The sequence below is a fragment of the Mycobacterium sp. 1274761.0 genome, assembly GCF_001668615.1.
GTDB lineage: Bacteria > Actinomycetota > Actinomycetes > Mycobacteriales > Mycobacteriaceae > Mycobacterium.
In genome coordinates, this window is sequence record NZ_LZMC01000100.1 from 13,878 (window position 1) to 32,463 (window position 18,586).

Annotated in this window: 21 protein-coding genes and 1 pseudogene; 8 read left to right on the top strand and 14 right to left on the bottom strand. The window is 65.7% G+C overall.

Features of this window, described 5'->3' with window-relative positions; genetic code table 11:
* The first annotated feature begins 12 nt into the window (after positions 1-12).
* Genes A5651_RS20070 through A5651_RS20080 form a run of 3 tightly spaced genes read left to right on the top strand, consistent with a single transcriptional unit; the run spans position 13 to position 2,037 of the window.
* Positions 13-330: a putative quinol monooxygenase gene (locus A5651_RS20070; protein ID WP_066984943.1), complete on the top strand. Its 318-nt coding sequence runs from the start codon at positions 13-15 to the stop codon at positions 328-330.
* Positions 331-361: 31 nt separating this feature from the next.
* Positions 362-1,165, top strand: coding sequence for a mycofactocin-coupled SDR family oxidoreductase (locus A5651_RS20075; protein ID WP_066984946.1), 804 nt, complete (start codon positions 362-364; stop codon positions 1,163-1,165).
* A complete protein-coding gene (locus tag A5651_RS20080; protein WP_066984952.1) occupies positions 1,165-2,037 on the top strand; it encodes an SAM-dependent methyltransferase in 873 nt (290 codons plus the stop codon). Before A5651_RS20075 ends, A5651_RS20080 begins: the two co-directional genes overlap by 1 nt.
* Positions 2,038-2,054: 17 nt before the next feature.
* On the opposite strand, the gene A5651_RS20085 is transcribed toward A5651_RS20080, so the two are convergent.
* From A5651_RS20085 to thyX, 3 genes are read right to left on the bottom strand one after another with little or no spacing between them, the layout of a single operon-like run.
* Complete coding sequence (locus A5651_RS20085) at positions 2,055-3,731, bottom strand: ribonuclease J (protein WP_066984954.1); 1,677 nt, start codon at positions 3,729-3,731, stop codon at positions 2,055-2,057.
* Positions 3,731-4,633 carry a 4-hydroxy-tetrahydrodipicolinate synthase gene (dapA, locus tag A5651_RS20090; RefSeq protein ID WP_066985071.1) on the bottom strand — a complete coding sequence of 301 codons (903 nt, stop codon included), beginning with the start codon at positions 4,631-4,633 and terminating at the stop codon, positions 3,731-3,733. Before dapA ends, A5651_RS20085 begins: the two co-directional genes overlap by 1 nt.
* 17 nt (positions 4,634-4,650) lie before the next feature.
* A complete protein-coding gene (thyX, locus tag A5651_RS20095; RefSeq protein WP_066984963.1) occupies positions 4,651-5,403 on the bottom strand; it encodes an FAD-dependent thymidylate synthase in 753 nt (250 codons plus the stop codon).
* 83 nt (positions 5,404-5,486) lie between these two features.
* Here thyX and A5651_RS20100 point away from each other — a divergent pair, with 83 nt between their 5' ends.
* Entirely contained in the window at positions 5,487-6,074 is a 588-nt protein-coding gene (locus A5651_RS20100) for a nucleoside deaminase (RefSeq protein WP_066984965.1), read from the top strand.
* Positions 6,075-6,511: 437 nt separating this feature from the next.
* Here the strand turns inward: A5651_RS20100 and A5651_RS20105 are convergent, their stop codons facing one another.
* From A5651_RS20105 to A5651_RS20120, 4 genes are all read right to left on the bottom strand, one after another.
* Positions 6,512-6,742, bottom strand: a complete 231-nt coding sequence (locus tag A5651_RS20105; protein WP_066984967.1) for a deoxyribodipyrimidine photolyase — start codon at positions 6,740-6,742, stop codon at positions 6,512-6,514.
* A gap of 350 nt (positions 6,743-7,092) precedes the next feature.
* A complete protein-coding gene (locus tag A5651_RS20110; RefSeq protein WP_066984970.1) occupies positions 7,093-8,304 on the bottom strand; it encodes a winged helix-turn-helix domain-containing protein in 1,212 nt (403 codons plus the stop codon).
* Positions 8,301-8,789, bottom strand: a complete 489-nt coding sequence (locus tag A5651_RS20115) for a dihydrofolate reductase (RefSeq protein WP_066984973.1) — start codon at positions 8,787-8,789, stop codon at positions 8,301-8,303. Before A5651_RS20115 ends, A5651_RS20110 begins: the two co-directional genes overlap by 4 nt.
* A 22-nt stretch (positions 8,790-8,811) precedes the next feature.
* Positions 8,812-9,612 (bottom strand): thymidylate synthase, encoded by an 801-nt coding sequence (locus A5651_RS20120; RefSeq protein ID WP_066984976.1) that lies wholly within the window; start codon positions 9,610-9,612, stop codon positions 8,812-8,814.
* 42 nt (positions 9,613-9,654) lie between these two features.
* Between A5651_RS20120 and A5651_RS20125 the strand changes: the two genes are divergently transcribed.
* Positions 9,655-10,398, top strand: a complete 744-nt coding sequence (locus tag A5651_RS20125; protein ID WP_066984977.1) for a dienelactone hydrolase family protein — start codon at positions 9,655-9,657, stop codon at positions 10,396-10,398.
* Between the two features lie 47 nt (positions 10,399-10,445).
* Positions 10,446-11,366, top strand: coding sequence for a CoA ester lyase (locus tag A5651_RS20130; RefSeq protein ID WP_066985074.1), 921 nt, complete (start codon positions 10,446-10,448; stop codon positions 11,364-11,366).
* Here the strand turns inward: A5651_RS20130 and A5651_RS20135 are convergent.
* The 5 genes from A5651_RS20135 to dapB form a co-directional block, all read right to left on the bottom strand.
* A complete protein-coding gene (locus A5651_RS20135) occupies positions 11,360-11,836 on the bottom strand; it encodes a hypothetical protein (protein WP_066984979.1) in 477 nt (158 codons plus the stop codon). The genes A5651_RS20130 and A5651_RS20135 overlap by 7 nt on opposite strands.
* Positions 11,837-12,082: 246 nt before the next feature.
* Positions 12,083-12,724: a signal peptidase I gene (gene lepB / locus A5651_RS20140; RefSeq protein WP_066984980.1), complete on the bottom strand. Its 642-nt coding sequence runs from the start codon at positions 12,722-12,724 to the stop codon at positions 12,083-12,085.
* A gap of 424 nt (positions 12,725-13,148) precedes the next feature.
* Complete coding sequence (locus A5651_RS20145; protein WP_066984982.1) at positions 13,149-13,607, bottom strand: flavodoxin family protein; 459 nt, start codon at positions 13,605-13,607, stop codon at positions 13,149-13,151.
* Positions 13,604-14,068, bottom strand: coding sequence for a tetratricopeptide repeat protein (locus A5651_RS20150; RefSeq protein ID WP_066984986.1), 465 nt, complete (start codon positions 14,066-14,068; stop codon positions 13,604-13,606). Before A5651_RS20150 ends, A5651_RS20145 begins: the two co-directional genes overlap by 4 nt.
* Positions 14,065-14,802 (bottom strand): 4-hydroxy-tetrahydrodipicolinate reductase, encoded by a 738-nt coding sequence (gene dapB, locus A5651_RS20155; protein ID WP_066984990.1) that lies wholly within the window; start codon positions 14,800-14,802, stop codon positions 14,065-14,067. The genes A5651_RS20150 and dapB overlap by 4 nt, the downstream gene beginning before the upstream one ends.
* Before the next feature lie 44 nt (positions 14,803-14,846).
* On the opposite strand from dapB, the pseudogene A5651_RS20160 reads away from it, so the two are divergent.
* Positions 14,847-16,401 (top strand): annotated as a pseudogene (locus A5651_RS20160) (HNH endonuclease signature motif containing protein).
* A 34-nt stretch (positions 16,402-16,435) separates the two neighbouring features.
* Here A5651_RS20160 and A5651_RS20165 read toward each other — a convergent pair.
* On the bottom strand, positions 16,436-16,951 hold the full coding sequence (locus A5651_RS20165) for an Lrp/AsnC family transcriptional regulator (protein WP_066984991.1): 516 nt from the start codon (positions 16,949-16,951) through the stop codon (positions 16,436-16,438).
* 90 nt (positions 16,952-17,041) lie between these two features.
* Between A5651_RS20165 and ald the strand changes: the two genes are divergently transcribed.
* A complete protein-coding gene (gene ald / locus A5651_RS20170) occupies positions 17,042-18,157 on the top strand; it encodes an alanine dehydrogenase (protein WP_066984993.1) in 1,116 nt (371 codons plus the stop codon).
* A 4-nt stretch (positions 18,158-18,161) separates the two neighbouring features.
* On the opposite strand, the gene A5651_RS20175 is transcribed toward ald, so the two are convergent.
* Entirely contained in the window at positions 18,162-18,548 is a 387-nt protein-coding gene (locus A5651_RS20175; RefSeq protein WP_066984995.1) for a YchJ family protein, read from the bottom strand.
* Positions 18,549-18,586 lie beyond the last annotated feature (38 nt).

Consider the following 18,586-nt stretch of genomic DNA (forward strand, 5'->3'; position numbering starts at 1 on the left):
GAGTCCGCAGCCATGCCAGTTGTCGTCGTCGCCACCCTGAAGGCCAAATCCGAGTCCGTCGAAACGGTGCGCGAGGCGGGCAAGAAAGCGCTCGCAGCGGTCCACGAGGAGCCCGGCTGCGACCTGTATTCCCTACATGAGGCCGAAGACGGGACGTTCATCTTCGTCGAGCAATGGGCCGACGGCGATGCGCTGCAGGCGCACAGTAAGGCCCCGGCCGTCGCGGAGTTCTTCGGCGCGATCGGCGAGCATCTCGACGGCGCACCCGATATCAAGCTGTTGCAGACCGTCGTCGGCGGCGACCCGGCCAAGGCCCAACTGCGGCCCTGACGAGCGCTCGCGCGAGGAAGCAAAAACACTGATGACGACGCTCGCCGGCAAGGTCGCCTTCATCACCGGCGCCGCCCGCGGTCAGGGGCGGGCGGAGGCAATACGGCTGGCAGCCGAAGGCGCCGACGTCATCGCTGTCGACATCTGTGACCAGATCGCCTCGGTGCCCTATCGAATGGCGACACCCCACGATCTGGCGCAGACCGTCAAGCTCGTCGAAGACACCGGCGCGCGAATCGTCGCGCGACAAGCCGATGTTCGCGACCGCGACGACCTCCAGACAGCGCTGCAGGCCGGGTTGGACGAGTTCGGCAGGCTCGACATCGTCATCGCCAACGCCGGCATCGCGCCGATGGAAACCGGCGACGCCGGCTGGCGCGACGTCATCGACGTCAACCTGACCGGCACCTACAACACCGTCGAGGTGTCAGTGCCGACCCTGGTCGAGCAAGGCCGCGGCGGGTCGATCGTGCTGATCAGTTCCGTCGCGGGTCTGGTGGCGATGACCAGCTCCGATCCAGGCAGCCTTGGCTACACCGCGGCCAAGCACGGCATCGTCGGGTTGATGCGGCAGTATGCGAATGTCCTTGCAGAGCACAGCATCCGGGTGAACTCGGTCCATCCGACTGGTGTCAACACGCCGATGATCGACAACGACTACGTCCGAGACTGGCTGCAGCGCATGGGTTCTCGCGCCGGTGGAAACGCGCTGCCGGTGCCCGTTGTCGAGGCTGAAGACGTCGCCAACGCCGTGGCGTGGTTGGTATCGGACGCGGCCCGTTATGTCACAGGTGTGACGCTGCCGGTGGACGCCGGCGCGGTGGTCAAGCGCTGATGGCGCGAAATGCCGCCGCGCAGACGGCCTTCGGCCCCATGGTGCAGGCCGCGATCGAGCAATACGAACCGGCCGACCGCCGCCTGGTGTTCGACGACCTCGCCGCCTCGATGCTGCCCGCACGCCAACGCGCGCTCGTGCGTGCGATGCGGTGGCCGCTGCTGCGCCGCCTGACCGTGTGGGCGAGCGAGCGCACGGTGCCCGGCTCGTGGACGCTCATCACATGCCGCAAGCGCTTCATCGACGACCGGCTGGACCAGGCGCTGCCGGACATTGATGCCGTCGTCATTCTGGGCGCGGGCCTTGACACCCGGGGATGCCGGCTTGCACGCCGATCCGACATCCCGGTCTTCGAAGTCGATCTTCCCGTCAACATCGAGCGGAAGACGGCCGCGGTGCGTCGGGCGATCGGTGCGGTACCCTCGTCGCTACACCTCGTGCCGGTGGACTTCGAGCGCGACGAGCTGATCGTCACGTTGAGCAGGCACGGCTACCGAACCGACGCACGCACGTTCTTCATCTGGGAGGGCGTCACGCAGTATCTGACCGAGGACGCCGTGCGTACCACACTCACCGCACTGCAGGACGCCGCTGCGGACAGCCGGTTGGTGTTCACCTTTGTCCGAAGGGATTTCATCGACGGGTCGAACATGTACGGCGCGCAGGTGCTTTACAAACGCTTCCGGCAGCGACAGCAGGTGTGGAAATACGGCCTGGACCCCGCCGAGGTGGAGGCATTCGTCGGCTCGTACGGTTGGGGGCTCGTCGACCAGGCCGGTCCCGACTACTACCGGCGTAACTACATCGAGCCGACGGGGCGCGACCTGGGCGCGTCCGACCTGGAGTGGACGGCGTACTGCGTCAAGCGCTGACCTCTGGCCCCTGACCGCTAGATCTCGATGACCGTCGGCACGATCATGGGTTGGCGACGATAGGTCTCGCCAACCCATTTGCCGACGGTCCGGCGCACGGCCTGGGCAATACGGGCGACGTCCGTGACACGTTCGGCGGCAAGGGCTTCCAGCTCCTCCTCGACTTTCAGCGCGACGGGCTCGAGCGCCTTCGGGTCTTCGGAGAAGCCGCGCGCGTGCAGATGCGCGGGTGCGGCGGTGCGTCCGGTGCCACGGTGGACGACGACAGTAACCGCGACGAATCCCGAGGAGAGGGTGAGCCGTTCACCCAGCGTCGACTCGCCGACATCACCGGTGATCAACCCGTCGACGAACATCTTCCCGGTCGGCACCGCCCCCGCGATGCTCGCCCTGCCCGACACCAGGTCGACGCTGACGCCGTTCTCCGCCAACACGATCCCGTCAGGATCGACGCCGGATCGGGCGGCCAGCGCGGCGTTGGCCCGTAGCATCCGCCACGTTCCATGCACCGGCATGACGTTGCGCGGCCGCACACCGTTGTAGAGGAACAGCAGCTCGCCGGAATAGGCATGACCCGAAACGTGAACGCGTGCCTGCTGGTTGGTGACGACGCGGGCGCCGATCTTCGCCAGCGCGTCCATCACCCCGTACACCGCTTCTTCATTGCCGGGAATCAGCGACGAAGAGAGCACGATCAGATCACCCCGCGTCAGGGTGATGCTGCGGTGCTCGCCGCGCGACATCCGCGACAGCGCCGACATCGGCTCGCCCTGCGTGCCAGTCGTGATCAGCACGACCCGTTCCGGCGCCATCATCTCGGCTGCGCCGATATCGATCAGATCATCGTCATCGACACGCAGATAGCCCAATTCACGCGCAATGCCCATGTTGCGCACCATGGAACGGCCCACGAACGACACCCGCCGGCCCAACGACACGGCGGCATCGATGATCTGCTGCACGCGGTCGACGTTGGAGGCAAAGCACGCCACGATGACGCGGCCCTCCGCTCCGCGGATGAGCCGGTGCAGCGTCGGGCCGACCTCGCTCTCCGACGGCCCGACGCCGGGGATCTCGGAATTGGTTGAGTCGCAGAGAAACAGGTCGACGCCGCCGTCGCCGAGTCGCGACATACCCGGCAGGTCGGTGGGTTTGTCGTCCAGTGGCAGCTGGTCGAGCTTGATGTCGCCGGTGTGTAACACGGTCCCCCCACCGGTGTGGATCGCGATCGCCAGGCAACCCGGGATCGAGTGGTTAACGTGGAAGTACTGGCACTCGAATACGCCGTGCGTACTCCGTTGCCCCGCAGCGACTTCAATAAATTTCGGCTTGATGCGGTGTTCGCGGCATTTCTCCGCCACCAGTGCGAGCGTGAATTTCGAGCCGACCAGCGGGATATCGGGCCGCAGCTTGAGCAGAAACGGGATGGCGCCGATGTGATCCTCGTGCGCGTGGGTCAGAACCAGGGCTTCGACATCGTCGAGCCGGTCCTCGACCAGGCGCAGGTCGGGCAGAATCAGGTCGACGCCGGGCTCGTCGTGTCCGGGGAACAGCACTCCGCAGTCGACGATCAGCAGCCGGCCGAGATGCTCGAAAACCGTCATGTTACGGCCGATTTCGCTGATGCCGCCCAGCGCTGTGACCCGCAGCCCCCCTGGGACCAGCGGTCCCGGCGGTTTAAGCTCCGCGTCCACTACCGAAGTACCGTGGCGGCCCGCATGTCGGCGGCCAGTGTTTCGATCTCATCGGGCGTGGCGGGCACCTGCGGCAGCCTGGGATTGCCGACATCGATCCCCTGCAGCCTCAGCCCCTCCTTCGACATCGTGACACCGCCGAGCCGCGTCTGTGCGTCGGCCAGCGGAGCGAGCGTCACATTGATCTTGCGGGCGGTGGCGACGTCGCCGGAAGTGAACGCCGACAACATTTCTCGTAGCTGACTGGCGGCGACGTGGCCCCAGACGCTGATGAATCCGACCGCACCCATCGCGAGCCACGGCAGGTTGAGGGCGTCGTCACCGGAGTAGTAGGCCAGTCCGGTCTCGGCGATGATCACCCCGGCGTCGTTCAGGTCGCCCTTGGCGTCTTTAACGCCGACGATGTTCGGGTGTGCGGCCAGCGCGCGGATGGTGTCCCACTCGATCGGGATGCACGAGCGCACCGGAATGTCGTAGAGCAGGATCGGCACCGAGACCGCATCGGCAACCGCGGTGAAGTGAGCGGCCAGCCCGGCCTGCGACGGACGCGAGTAGTACGGGGTCACGACGAGCAGGCCGTGTGCCCCCTCGGCCTGGCACGCCTTGGCGAGGTGGACGCTGTGCGCGGTGTCGTAGGTACCTGCGCCGGTGATGATGCGGGCGCGGTCGCCGACGGCCTCGAGCACCGCCCGCAGCAGTGCCAGCTTCTCGTCGTCGGTGGTCGTCGGCGACTCGCCGGTGGTGCCCGATAGCACCAGGCCGTCGCAGCCGGCGTCGATCAAGTGGGTCGCCAGCCTGGCGGCGGCGTCGGTGTCGAGGGAACCGTCGGGCTTGAAGGGCGTCACCATCGCGGTCAGCACGGTGCCCAACTGGGCCGTCACATCGATTCCGCTGGTGCTCACGACCACCAAGATTACCCTTAGGCTTCCGTCGCCAGCGGGGACGTGGCAACCTCGGTGCGGTCGGCCAGGGTGGCGATCTCGAAGTCAGAAAATGCCTGTGGAGCGACATCCACCAACTGCCGCAGGCACGCGATCGCCAGCCTGCGGATCTCGACGTCGGCCTGCTCGCTGGCCCGCATCGCGATGAAATGCCGCCAGGCCCGGTAATTGCCGGTCACGACGATCCTGGTTTCGGTCGCATTCGGCAGCACAGCGCGGGCCGCCTGACGTGCCTGTTTGCGGCGCAGCGATGCGTTGGGCTGGTCGGCGAACTTCGCTTCGAGCCTGGTCAATAGCTCGGTGTAGGTCGCGCGGCTGGCGTCGGCGGCCGCGGCGAAGATCTCCTGCAGCTCGGCATCGTCCTCCAGCCCTGGCGGCACCACCACCTGCGAATCGTGTTCCGGCACGTAGCGCTGCGACAACTGCGAGTAGGAGAAGTGGCGGTGACGGATCAGCTCGTGGGTGCATGAGCGCGAGATCCCGGTGATGTAGAAGGACACCGTGGCGTGCTCGAGCACCGAGAAATGCCCGACGTCGATGATGTGTCGCAGGTAGCCGGCGTTGGTCGCGGTCCGCGGATTCGGCTTGGCCCAGCTCTGGTAGCAGGCCCGTCCGGCGAATTCCACAAGGGCGGGTCCGCCGTCGGCGTCGGTGCTCCACGGCACGTCGGGTGGCGCCAAGAACTCGGTCTTGGCGACTAGCTGCACGCGCAATGAAGCGGTCTCGGCCACGGCTCACCCTAACGCGAGCTTGTTATGAAACCTTTGCAGTGTTGCGCACTCAGATGGCCGGTTAGCCCGGCTACGCTGGGCCGATGGGAGGAGACACCGTCGCATCCCGGCTTCTCAATGTCATGGAGCACACCATTCTGCCCGTGACGGAACGCGGCGTGGCCGCGGGCAACAAGATCTTCGGCGCGGCGTTGCTGCGCAAGTCCGACTTCTCGGTGGTGGTCGCTGGCACCAACGCGGAGACCGACAATCCGCTGCTGCACGGCGAAATCAGCACGCTGAATCAGTTCTACGCCCGACCCGCCCGACCCTCGACCCGCGACCTGGTTTTTCTGTCGACTCACGAACCGTGCCCGCTGTGCCTGTCGGCCATCACGTGGTGCGGTTTCGACAACTTCTACTACTTCTTCACCTACGAGGACTCCCGCGACGCCTTCGGCATCCCGCACGACCTGAAGATCCTCAGAGAGGTTTTCGGCGTCGAGGACGGTGCTTACCGGCGCAAGAACGCCTTCTGGACGGCGTACTCACTGGGCGCGCTGGTGGAGACGGAGGCCGAACCGCTGCGCACCAAACTGCGCCAGCAGGACAGGCGCATCCGAGAGGCCTATGCGGCGCTGTCGGCGCAGTATCAGAGCACCAAGGCCGACAACACCATCCCGTTCAACTGACTCATTTTGGTGCAATGGGGTCCGCCATGTGCCCATGGGGTTGATCTGTGGTCAGCCGAGTCTCAGAAGCCGTGGGGGCGGGTCGCTTTCAAGCCTGGGGTTGCCTTTGCGGTCGGTAGCGTCGTCGGCGGCGTCGTCGTAGGCGCAGTCGGGCCCATATTCATCGTCCCCGCTGTGTTAGTTCCTGCCTGCTGCTGTGTTACCGCGACGGCAACCGCTCCGACTGCCAGGGTTGCGCCTGCCACCAGCCCGGCGACCAGCAATCTCACACGTGGCTGCTTGACCGTCTCCATCGCATTGTCCCCCTCCGGCTCTCCCTCGCTCCCCTCGAGCAGGGCACTTGCGTATTGGGCTTGGAGACAACACCGTGAAGCTGAGAACCACGAGACAAAGCGGCTGCCAATCCGCTGGGGACCACCGCGGTGTCGCTCGCCTGGTCAGCGCCTCTTCGAGGGGATGACGATGACGACGATGAGGGTCAGGATTGAGAAAAACAGCCCCAAGATGCCCCACCCGATGGCACTGCGGCCCTTGGCGCCGGCGATGACGGCGCACACGATCGCGGCAATGATGCTTCCGATCGCAACGAAAAGTCCCTTGATTCCTCTGAGGATGAATCCGGCGGCCTCTGGCTGCTGCGTGGAGGCAAGAACGAGGCTGTGCAACATGACATCTCTCCTCGGTGACCGACCGGCTTGCGCCGCTGCGAGGCGAATACCCCCGCGTTGGACGCGCGAAGCTGATAGTTACCTGCTAATGCTGCGAGGTAGCCGGGCGGCCGGATGCCCGGTTCAGCAGGCCTCACGGACGCGCACCGGTCGCTTTTCCGACAAGGCGCGACGTCATCGAGTAACCAGCCCCGCTGATAAAGCGCGTACGCGTGCCGGCTCCGGATGAAATCCTGAGCAGCGTATTCCGGGGCGGTTGTAGCCGATTTCGCCACACTACGAAAGCACGACCGTGCGTTTTGTGATGAAAAAGGCCAAGAAATCATCCGAAACCGCACAGTCGGCCCAGGTCACGTCAAAGCGCGACGCAGTCCCGCCACCAAATCGCCTCTCTCGCCGACTGTTACGTCGCCCAGCCCCAGCCACGCCGCCATCGACCGCAACTCCTGGGCCAACGCCGTCGCGACCCGCCGTGAATCCTTACCTTCTTCGGTAAACGCGCCGACGACATTCAGCGCATCGCTAGAACGCTCCGCCTTCAAATCGACCCGGCCGACCAGCTGGCCGTCGAGCAGAAAAGGCCATACGTAGTAACCGAATTCGCGCTTTGCCGCTGGTGTATAAATCTCGATCCGATACCGGAAACCGAACATCCGCTCGACGCGCGGCCGGAACCAGATCAGTGGATCAAACGGGCACAGCAGCGCTGTCCCCCGCTCAACGCGCGGCACGACCTGTCCGACTCGCAGATACGCAGGCGTCGACCATCCTTCTACCGCAACCGGTTCCAACTCTCCGTCTGCCACCAGCTTTGCAATCGCGGGCTTGGCTTGCGCGGCACCCAATCGGAAGTAGTCGCGGATGTCGGCTTCCGTCCCCACCCCGAGCGCACCGGCCGCCCGCAACGTCAGTTCCCGCATGGCTTCGTCGTCGTCCACCTCGCGCGCGAGCACCTCCGGCGGCAGCACGTTCTCCACCAGGTCGTAGTGCCGCGCGAAGCCCACCCGCGTGGCCGTCGTCAGCACCCCGGCGGCGAACAACGCTTCGGTCACCCACTTGGTGACGCTGCGGTCCCACCACGGCCCCTTCCTGCCGCGCTGCGCCGCGCCGAGGTGCGCTTCGATCTGCCCTGCGGTCGACGGCCCGAGCGCGGCGACGGCAGCCACAATGTCGTCGGCCAGCCGCGCGTTCTTCTTGACGATCTCGCGGCCCCACCGGCCGCCGGTGTACTCCCGCATCCGCCACCGCAGCAGCGGCCAGTCGTCGACCGACATCAGCGCGGCCTCGTGCGCCCAATACTCGACGAGCAGCCGCGGCGACCGCGCGCTGTGGCTCCACGCGGCCTTGTCCACCACGTCGCGGTCGTACGAACCGAGGCGGCTGAACACCGGCGCATAGTGCGCCCGCACCGCCACCGATACAGAATCCAGCTGCAACACCTGGATCCGTGAAATCAGCCGGCGCAGGTGCGCACGATTCACTGCGCCGCGCGGCGGAGGCTCGTGAAGGCCCTGCGCTGCGATCCCCACCCGCCGGGCCTGCGCGGCGGTCAGCGTGGTCATGCCCGGAGGTAGGTGTGGTACCGGTAGCGCACGCCGGAGCTGCTGGTCAGCCATTCCCCCGTGGTTCCGACCCACGATTCGTCGAGAACCGGCGCGACGGCGTCGCCGTCTTCGCGCCGCAGGTCAACCTCGACCTCGGTGACCTCGCAGCGCGTCGCCGCCGGCAGCGCCAGTGCGTAGATCTTCTCGCCGCCGATCACCCATGTTTCGTCGTCGGTGAGCGCCTCGTCCAGGCCGCCCACCACCGTCGCTCCCTCTGCCATGTAGTCAGCTTGCCGCGTCACTACGACATTTCTGCGTCCCGGCAGCGGGCGCACCTTCGCCGGCAGCGATTCCCACGTCAGCCGCCCCATCACCACCGTGTGACCCATGGTGAGCTCTTTGAAGCGGGCTTGATCCTCGGGCAGCCGCCACGGAATGCCGCCCGCACGGCCGATCACACCGGAGGGCGACTGGGCCCAGATCAGGCCCAGGCGCTCACTCATGATTCGGCCCTGCAAGCAGGCCTCATACGGCGACGGGTGCCTTGATCGCCGGATGCGGGTCGTAATTCTTTATGACGACATCGTCATACGTGTAGTCGAAAATCGAATCCCGCGGCGCCAGAACAAGTTCCGGGTATGGCCGCGGCTCGCGGCTCAGCTGCAGCGTGACCTGCTCGACGTGATTGTCATAGATGTGGCAATCCCCGCCGGTCCAGATGAAGTCGCCGACGTCGAGGCCAGCCTGTGCGGCCATCATGTGGGTCAGCAGCGCATAACTGGCGATGTTGAACGGCACCCCCAGGAAGAGGTCGGCGCTGCGCTGATAGAGCTGGCAGGAAAGCCGCCCGTCGGCGACATAGAACTGGAAGAACGCGTGGCACGGCGGTAGTGCCATCTGCGGAATCTCGCCGACGTTCCACGCCGAGACGATGTTGCGCCGGGAGTCCGGATCGGACTTCAGCAACTCCAGCGCAGCGCTGATCTGGTCGATGTGCTCACCCGAGGGCGTCGGCCACGACCGCCACTGCACGCCGTACACCGGTCCGAGATCGCCTGTGTCGCTCGCCCATTCGTCCCAAATCGTGACGCCGCGTTCCTGCAGCCAGCGCACGTTCGAGTCACCGCGAAGGAACCACAGCAGCTCGTAGACCACCGATTTCAGGTGCACCTTCTTGGTGGTGATCAGCGGAAAGCCGGCCGACAGGTCGTAGCGCAGTTGGTGGCCGAAGAGGCTTCGCGTGCCGGTGCCGGTGCGGTCGGATTTGGGCGTACCGCGCTGCAATACCTCGCGCAAGAGATCCTCGTATGGCGTCGCGATCGGCACGTTGCCCAGCTTACGTCCAGACCCGTGGCGTAGAACGGAACGATGGCGAGTGTCCGCAAAGTCGAAGTTTCCATCCCCACACCTGACGCCACCTGTGCCGCCGCCCTGTACCTCCCCGGCAGCGCCGGTCCATGGCCCGGCCTGGTGATGTACGTCGACGCCGGCGGCGTGCGCGACACCATGTCCGAGATGGCCGAGAGAATGGCCGGCTACGGCTACGCCGTCCTGCTGCCCGACGTCTACTACCGCCACGGCGACTGGGCGCCGTTCGACATGCAGACCGCGTTCACCGACCAGCAGGAACGCACCCGGCTGATGGGCATGGTCAAGTCGCTGACACCGGACATGATCGCCGCCGACGCCGGCGCCTTCTTCGACTTTCTGGATTCTCGGCCGGAGGTCAAGGGCTCGCGGTTCGGCGTGTTCGGCTACTGCATGGGCGGCCGGACCGCGATCATCGTCGCCGGTCGACACCCCGACCGCGTCGGCGCCGCGGGCTCCTTCCACGGCGGCGGCCTGGTCACCGACGACCCCAACAGCCCCCACTTGCTGGCCGACAAGATCGACGCCACCGTCTACGTCGCCGGCGCCGAGAACGACGCCAGCTTCACTGCCGAGCACGCTGAAACCCTGGACAAAGCGCTGACGGCGGCAGGGGTCGAGCACATGGTCGAGATCTATCCGGCGGGTCACGGCTTCGCGGTTCCGGACAATCCGCCCTACGACAAGGCGGCTGCCGACCGGCACTGGGCCGCGCTTTCGAAGCTCTTCGCGGCCCTACCCTGACCACCCCCGCCCTTGGCCTGGTGGCCGCAGTGCGCGACGATATTCGCGTGGATCACGAGGCCAGCACTGCCCACGACGACACCGAGGTCGGGTCGCGGATCAGTCCCGTGCTCGCCAGGAGTTGGCTGCTCGTCAATGGCGCGCAGTTCGAACGGTTCGCGCCGGCCGCTCGGTCACGCGCCGACATCGTCGTCCTCGACATCGAGGATGCCGTCGCACCCAAGGACAAGGTCGCCGCGCGCAAAAACGTGATCAGGTGGCTCAGCGAGGGCAACAGCGACTGGGTACGCGTCAACGGCTTCGGCACCCAGTGGTGGCAGGACGACCTCGACATGCTCGCGGGGACGTCGGTCGGCGGAGTGATGCTGGCGATGGTCGAGGGTGTCGACCACGTCACCGAGACGGCCAAGCGTCTGCCGAACGTACCGATCGTCGCGCTCGTGGAGACCGCTCGCGGCTTGGAGCGCATCACCGAGATCGCCGCGGCGAAAGGCACTTTCCGGTTGGCTTTCGGCATCGGCGACTTCCGCCGCGACACCGGCTTCGGCGACAACCCGACGACGCTGGCGTACGCGCGGTCACGGTTCACGATCGCTGCCAAGGCCGCACATCTGCCGAGCGCAATCGACGGCCCGACCGTTGGCTCCAGCGCCTTGAAACTGAGCGAGGCGACGGCGGTGTCCGCCGAGTTCGGCATGACCGGCAAGATCTGCCTGACGCCCGATCAGTGCGCGACAGTAAATGAGGGGCTGTCGCCGTCGTTGGACGAAATCAACTGGGCCAAAGAGTTTTTTCTCGAGTTCGAGCGCGATGGCGGCGAGATCCGCAACGGGTCGGATCTACCGCGCATTGCGCGCGCCAACAAGATCCTCGACCTGGCCCGCGCCTACGGCATCGAGCCGTCGGACTTCGACGATGTCGATGACGCCGCGCACATCCCGGCGCCGTCGGATACCTACCACTACTGATTTTTCGGCGGCGCCTCGTCGCGGTTGTTGCGGTGCAGGAATCCGCCTATCGCACGCGCAAGACCACGCCCCGCATAGATGGCCGCTATCACCGACAAAATGATCATGATGATGAACATCACCAGCCAGTTGGATCTGGCGTGGTCGACATTCCACCAGACGATCGTGAATAGAACGGCTGCAATGAGCACGACGACGTCGCGCCAGTTGCCGCTGTAGGAGAGTGCGGCCTGGCGCAGCGCCCGGCTCTTTTCCGTCGTCTCGATCAAGTCCTTGATGCGCTCGTCGATGCTGGCCTTTAGCCGAGCTCTCAAGTCCGGCTGAGACTCTGGGATCCGCTCGAGAAGGTCCATGTCCTTGGCGATCAGGCCGCGCACGTCGGGACCCTTGAAGCTGCCCGCGGCGGCCCCCAACAAGGCGCCCCCGGCGATCGGCGCTGCGCCCAAAGCGAGTTCGGCAATACCCGGCATAGCTAGCTTTCTATCGCGTCGACGGTTCTCGCGGCGGGTTATCGCCCACACACGTCATTCCATCAGTGTCGCGGCGACAGTGGCGCTGTGTGCCGCGCTTCGTGTCCTGTCTGCTGGGCCTGCTGATGTGGCGGTGCCCTTCGGCACGAGCTGAGCTGTAAGAACATTCGGGAAGTGGACAACGAGGGCGCGCTCGGCGGCCAAGCGTCGCTGAACGTGCGCCGCCAAAGAGCGGCTAATCATCGGTCACCTAGAACCGCCCACCTTTCCGACAACGTCCCCCACCGGGATCGTGCCCGTGGTCGGGTCGCCAGTACACAACATGCCGCGTTGCCGGTCATCGGGAAGGCTGGTGCAGTGCGCGCGAGAATCCGCCGCGTGTGTGCGATTGTCATCCATCACCCACAGCCGGTCCCGCGGCACTGTGACGGGGCCGAACTCGGGACCGAGACACCGGTCGAGGGAGGGGTCGACGCCAAGTGTCTTCGAATCCAGGTACGGCTCGATTACCGGTTGGCCGTTTACTGTGAGTCCTGTGTTTACCCGGCACTCGACCCGCTGGCCGCCGACCGCGATGATTCGTTTGACTAGCTCCTCTTCATCTGGTGGAACCAAGCCGACAGCCGATAGCGCATTCTGCAGCCATCGCACCACCGTGTTTTGCGACCGGATCGATTGATAGCCGGCGCTCCATGCTGGCTGCGCCTTGAAAACGATTACGTCGCCGGGCTGCGGCGAACCCCAGCGGTACGAGTGGTACACAAGTTTATTGACGACAATGCGCTCACCTGTATTCAGCGTCGGCGCCATCGTCTCGGACGGAATCACGTATGGCTGGACAATGAACTTCGAAGCGAAGGCATACAAGACCACGAGCAGAAGCGCCATGGTGGCTACCGCGGCTACAGCCTTGCGCAGCGCACCCCACTCACGTTTTGGCGGCCTAGACACCTCGTCGGGGGTCGCCGAGGCGTCATTGCCCGGAGCGTCAAGTCCGGCATTCTCCGGTGAGCGCTCAGGTTCCGCGGGCTCAGGTGCGGACACGACCTCCGCGCCACACTCGTTGCAGAATTTTGACTTCGGAGGCAGCTCAGTGAGACATAATGCGCACGAATGTTCCGCCGCTCCCGCATCGCGACCGTCGCTCACGACAGTATGTTGTCACCTGATGAGATGTCCGTCATATCGACGCGCCATCATCGATACGAAGTATTGAGACTTTCGTCTGTCGTCAATTTCGTGAACGGGGGGTGTGCATCCGCCATCAGTTGCAGACACCTGGGTCGCGAAGAGACTTGCATCGGCCTCTCAGTCACCCATCCATCAGCTGAGCGGCGATGGTGGCGCCGAGGTTCCAGCACGCCTCGAGGTCATCCTTGCTCGGCCTACCCGATACGACGACGGTCTCGGCGGCCTTTACCCAGCCGAGCCCGGTGGTGATGGAGTCGACGCCGCGCTCGGCGCCTTCGGTGCCTTCGTTGCCGTGGAGATAGAGACCGAACGGTCGCCCGCGCGTGGCATCCAGGCACGGGTAATAGCAGACGTCGAAGGCGTGCTTCAGCGCCCCGCTCATGTAGCCGAGGTTGGCGGGCGTGCCAAGCAGATAACCGTCGGCTTCTAGCACGTCAGTCGCCGACACCGTCAGCGCCGGCCGCCGGAACACATCGACGTTCTCGATGTCGGGATCGGTCGCGCCCGACACCACGGCTTCGAACATCTCATGGGTATGCGGCGACGGCGTGTGGTGAATGATCAACAGCCGCTTGCTCATTGCCCCTCCTGCAATTCGACGGCCTTCCTCATCGCCTCCCGCGCCCGGCTGCGATCGCCCGCGTAGTCGTAGGCCCGCGCCAGGCGATACCACCGCAACCAGTTGTCCGGTTCGTTTTCGACCTCCCGCCGCACGGTCTCGAACAGCGCGTCGGCGGCGTCGCGCTGGACCCGGCCGGACGGCATCCTCGGCAGGTCGCTGACGTCGAGCTCCATGCCCTCCTCACGCGCGCGCCGGGCCAACCGCTGATGCGCGAAGCCGGCTGCCAGCGTGCTCACCATGACCCAGATACCGATCAGCGGCATGACGAGGATCGCCAAGCCGAGGCCGACCGCGGCGGCACTTCCGGATGTCATGAAGGCCCACGCGATGCGGCCGAGCAACAGGAAGTAGACCACCAGCGCGACGCACATGAAGCCGATGACCAGCTGGATGCGTAGCGATCGCGCGCCCTCGCTCATGTCAGGTCGAGCAGCGGCTCTATGCCAACGGTGAGCCCCGGACGGTCGGCCACGTTGCGGACCGCCAACAGCACACCGGGCACAAACGAGGTCCGGTCGATGCTGTCGTGGCGGATGGTCAGCGTCTCGCCCTGGGTGCCGAACAGCACTTCCTGGTGCGCGACGAGCCCGGCCAGCCGGACGGAGTGCACCGGTATCCCGTCGACGTCGGCACCGCGTGCCCCGTCGAGAGCGGTGCTGGTGGCGTCGGGGTTGGGCGGGAGGCCCTTTCGCGATTCGGCGATGAGCTTCGCGGTGCGGGCCGCGGTGCCCGACGGCGCGTCGGCCTTGTGCGGGTGGTGCAGTTCGATGACCTCCACCGACTCGAAGAAGCGTGCCGCCTGCCGCGCGAAGTGCATCGACAGCACGGCGCCGATCGCGAAGTTCGGCGCGATGAGGACCGCCACCTCGGGGCTGCTGGTGAGCCAGCTGCGGACCTGCCCCAGCCGTTTGTCGTCGAATCCCGTGGTGCCGACGACGGCGTGGATGCCGTTGTCGATGAGGAACTCCAGGTTGCCCATCACCACGTCGGGATGGGTGAAGTCGATGACGACCTCCGTGCCGGCGTCGGTGAGCAGGCTGAGCGGGTCACCCGCGTCGACCTCGGCCGACACGGTCAGGTCGTCGGCGTCCCGCACGGCCTGCACCATGGTCGCGCCGACCTTGCCCTTGCTGCCCAGCACTCCTACGCGCATGAGTTCACCCTAGTTTGTCGCCCAAGTCCGATATGATCGAACACATGTTCGAACTCCTGGCGTCGACCGAGCTGGTGACGGTAATCGCCGAGTCACAGCGCCAGGAATCGATGGTGACCGCGCAGCGGATGGGGGCGGTAGCCGAGCTGCTGGCTCAGCGCACGGATGAGGTCTACGACGAGGATCCCGATCCCGGGTTCATGATCGTGACCGGTTTCCAGCGCACCACGGCCGAAGTGGCCGCCGCGATGAACCTCTCGCCCGTCGCGGCCTCTTTCGTGGTCTCGCACGCCCAGGCGCTCGATGAACGGCTGCCGAAGGTCGCGGCCGTGCTGGCCATGGGCGATATCGACTGGCTCACGGTGAAGTTGATCATCACGCGCACCGAATTCGTCCGCGACAAGGTGATTGCCGAGGTTGATGCCAACCTCGCCAGCCGAATCGGCAAGTGGCAGAGCTGGTCCCGCAGAAGGATCATCAACGCAATCGACGCCAGCGTACGCAAGATGGATCCCGACGCGGTCTACGAGAGGGTGCGGCGAGAGGACAAGCGGCATGTCGACGTCACTCCACTCGGCGACGGCACCGCCAAGGTGGACGGCATCATCGCCGCCGAGGCGGCCGTAGCGTTCGACCAGCGACTGGATGAGCTCGCCAAGGCTGTCTGCCGCGACGATCCGCGCACGGTCAGGCAACGCCGCGCCGACGCCGTCAAAGCGATGGCTGAAGGCCGACGGCTGGGTTGCCAGTGCGGCGCCGACAACTGTCCCAACCGCGCTGACTACGCAGCCGCGGCGACGCGAATCGTGGTCAATGTCATCGCCGGGTCGGAGACGGTTCTCGGCGGCGGATCAGAGCCGGGCTAATCGAAGGGTACGGCGTCGTCGATGCCGACCAGATTCGCAGTCTTGCGCAGGGTGCGACGCTGCGCCTGGTCGAGGAACCAGTCGTCAGCGAGGCGAGGCCCTGCGGTACCAGCCATCGGCTGCGCTGGAGCGCGCAGTGCGACTACGCGATCTCACCTGCCGGTTTCCGGGCTGCGATCGTCCGGCGGTGGTATGCGACATCGACCACACCGTCCCGTTCAACCACAATGACCCGCGCCGGGGCGGTTTGACCGTCGCGCGCAACCTGAAATGCCTTTGCCGTCAACATCATCGGCTCAAGTCTTTCCACGACGGGTGGCGCGACGAACAGCTGCCTGACGGCACTGTGATCTGGACGTCTCCTACCGGCGAGGTGTACCGAACCGTGCCCGGTGGTCCTGATCTGTTCCCTGACATGGGTTCCTCCACTCCATGCCAGGAGCCGAAACCCCTACGCCGCAACCGCTCTCGCGAGCGAGCGGCGCGCATTGCCCGGATACGCGCCCGCAACTGCATTCAGCGGCCCATCAACGAGGAGCAGCGCCGACTCCAACAGGCTCGCCGCCGCGAGATCGGTTACCGGATCCAACGCAACCACATGCGCAGGATGCTGTTCCTGCTCAAGGGCGAGCCCAGCACAAGCCCGTTCTGCTCATGGGTCAACGAACCATTCGAACCCGAAGAGCTGCCGCCCGATTGGCGACCGCCACCGGAACCTCAAGATCCGGACTAGCCACCGTTCTGATCGGTGTACAAACCCAAGCTATCTACAACGGAGAAGCGCCCCGCAAGTGCTCGAAGATCAGCGATGTCTGCGTGCCGGCCACGTCGGCGTCGGAGTTCAGGTTCTCGACTACAAACGCTCGCAGATCGTCGGTGTCGGCTGCGGCCACGTGCAGGATGAAGTCGTCGGAGCCCGCAAGGAAGTAGACGTCTATGACGCGCGGGTTGCGCCGGATCTGCTGGATGAAACTGCGGATCTTGCCGCGGGCGTTCGCCTGCAGGCTGACCGAGATCATCGCCTGTAGCGACAATCCAATGGCCGCCGGGTCGATGTCGGCGTAAAAGCCGCGGATCACTCCGAGCTCATGCAGCCGTCGGACCCGGCCGTGGCACGTCGAGGGCGCGATGCCCACGGCTTCGGCCAGCGCGCTGTTCGGCATGCGCGCATCGCGGTGCAACAGGATCAAGATGCGCCGGTCGGTGTCATCGAGCTCGGGCCGCCGAACATCCTTCGGCGCGCGCGGGCGGCTCAGGGTTTCGACAGACAAATCTTCGCTCATACAGCCACTATATCGAACGGTATCCGGTTTTATTGCGTCATTATCGAAGGTTCTTCACACTTGTGTAGTCATCGACAATCAGGAGCGATCATGCGCGTCGGCGTTCCGACCGAGATCAAAAACAACGAGTTCCGAGTCGCCATCACCCCCGCCGGCGTCGCGGAGTTGGTCCGTCGCGGTCACGACGTCCTCATCCAAGCCGGTGCCGGCGACGGCTCCGCGCTTTCCGACGCCGACTTCAAGCGCGCCGGCGCCCAGATCATCACCAGTGTCGACGAGGTCTGGGACGAGGCCGATCTGCTGCTGAAGGTGAAGGAACCGGTCGAGTCCGAGTACGCCCGCCTGCACCCGGGCCAGACCCTGTTCACCTATCTGCATCTGGCCGCATCCAAGCCGTGCACCGATGCGCTGTTGTCGTCGGGCACGACGTCGATCGCCTACGAGACCGTGCAGAGCGCCGACGGCTCACTGCCGCTCCTCGCCCCGATGAGTGAGGTCGCGGGCCGGCTCTCGGCACAGGTCGGCGCGTATCACCTGATGCGCAGCCAGGGCGGCCGCGGCATCCTGATGGGCGGGGTGCCAGGTGTGGCCCCGGCCGAGGTCGTCGTCATCGGCGGTGGCGTGGCCGGCTACAACGCCGCCCGCATCGCCAGGGGTATGGGCGCACACGTCAACGTCTTCGACGTCGATATCAACACACTGCGCAAGATCGACAACGAAAGCGGCGGCTCAATCGAGACCCGCTACTCCTCGACGCTGGATCTCGAAGATGCCGTCAAGGGCGCTGACCTGGTCATCGGCGCCGTGCTGGTACCCGGCGCGAAGGCCCCCAAGCTGGTGACGAATTCGACTGTGGCACATATGAAGCCGGGCGCGGTGCTGGTCGACATCGCGATCGATCAGGGTGGCTGCTTCGAAGACTCGCAGCCGACGACACACGACGAGCCGACCTTCACGGTCCACGAGACCGTCTTCTACTGCGTGGCCAACATGCCCGGCGCGGTGCCGCGCACCTCGACCTACGCGCTGACCAACGCGACCATGCCCTATGTGGTCAAGCTCGCCGAGCGAGGCTGGAAGGCGGCCTGCCGGGCCGATCCGGCTCTGGCCAAGGGTCTTTCGACCCACCAGGGTGCGTTGCTATCTCAGCAGGTGGCCGCCGACCTTGATCTGCCGTTCACCGATCCCGCCGTCGTGCTGGCCTGATCGGTCAACCGAGCAGCTCTCCGTCCAGGTAGAACCAGCGACGGGCTCTCAGCACGAAGCGGGAGCGCTCGTGCAGGACACCCGGTCGTCGGTTTCGGCGATAGTGAACGCGGAACTCCACCTCCCCCGCCTCGTCGCCGGGCTGCCCCGCGACGGCGTCGAGGATCTCCAGGTCCGTCCACTCCTCGTCCGACGGCGTCAGCGTTTCGGGCCGGGTGCGCGGGTGCCACGTCCGCCAGACGTAGTCCAGGTCCCCGACCGCGTACGCGCTGTAGCGCGACCTCATCAATTCCTCGGCGGTCTCCGCCTGTCGCTCAGCGGCATGAAGCGGCAGGCAGCACCGGCCGAACTGCTCGCCGCTGCCGCACGGGCAGGCATCGGTCGCCGACACGAATCACAGTCTGGCCGATTCACTTCTTGACGCATGTC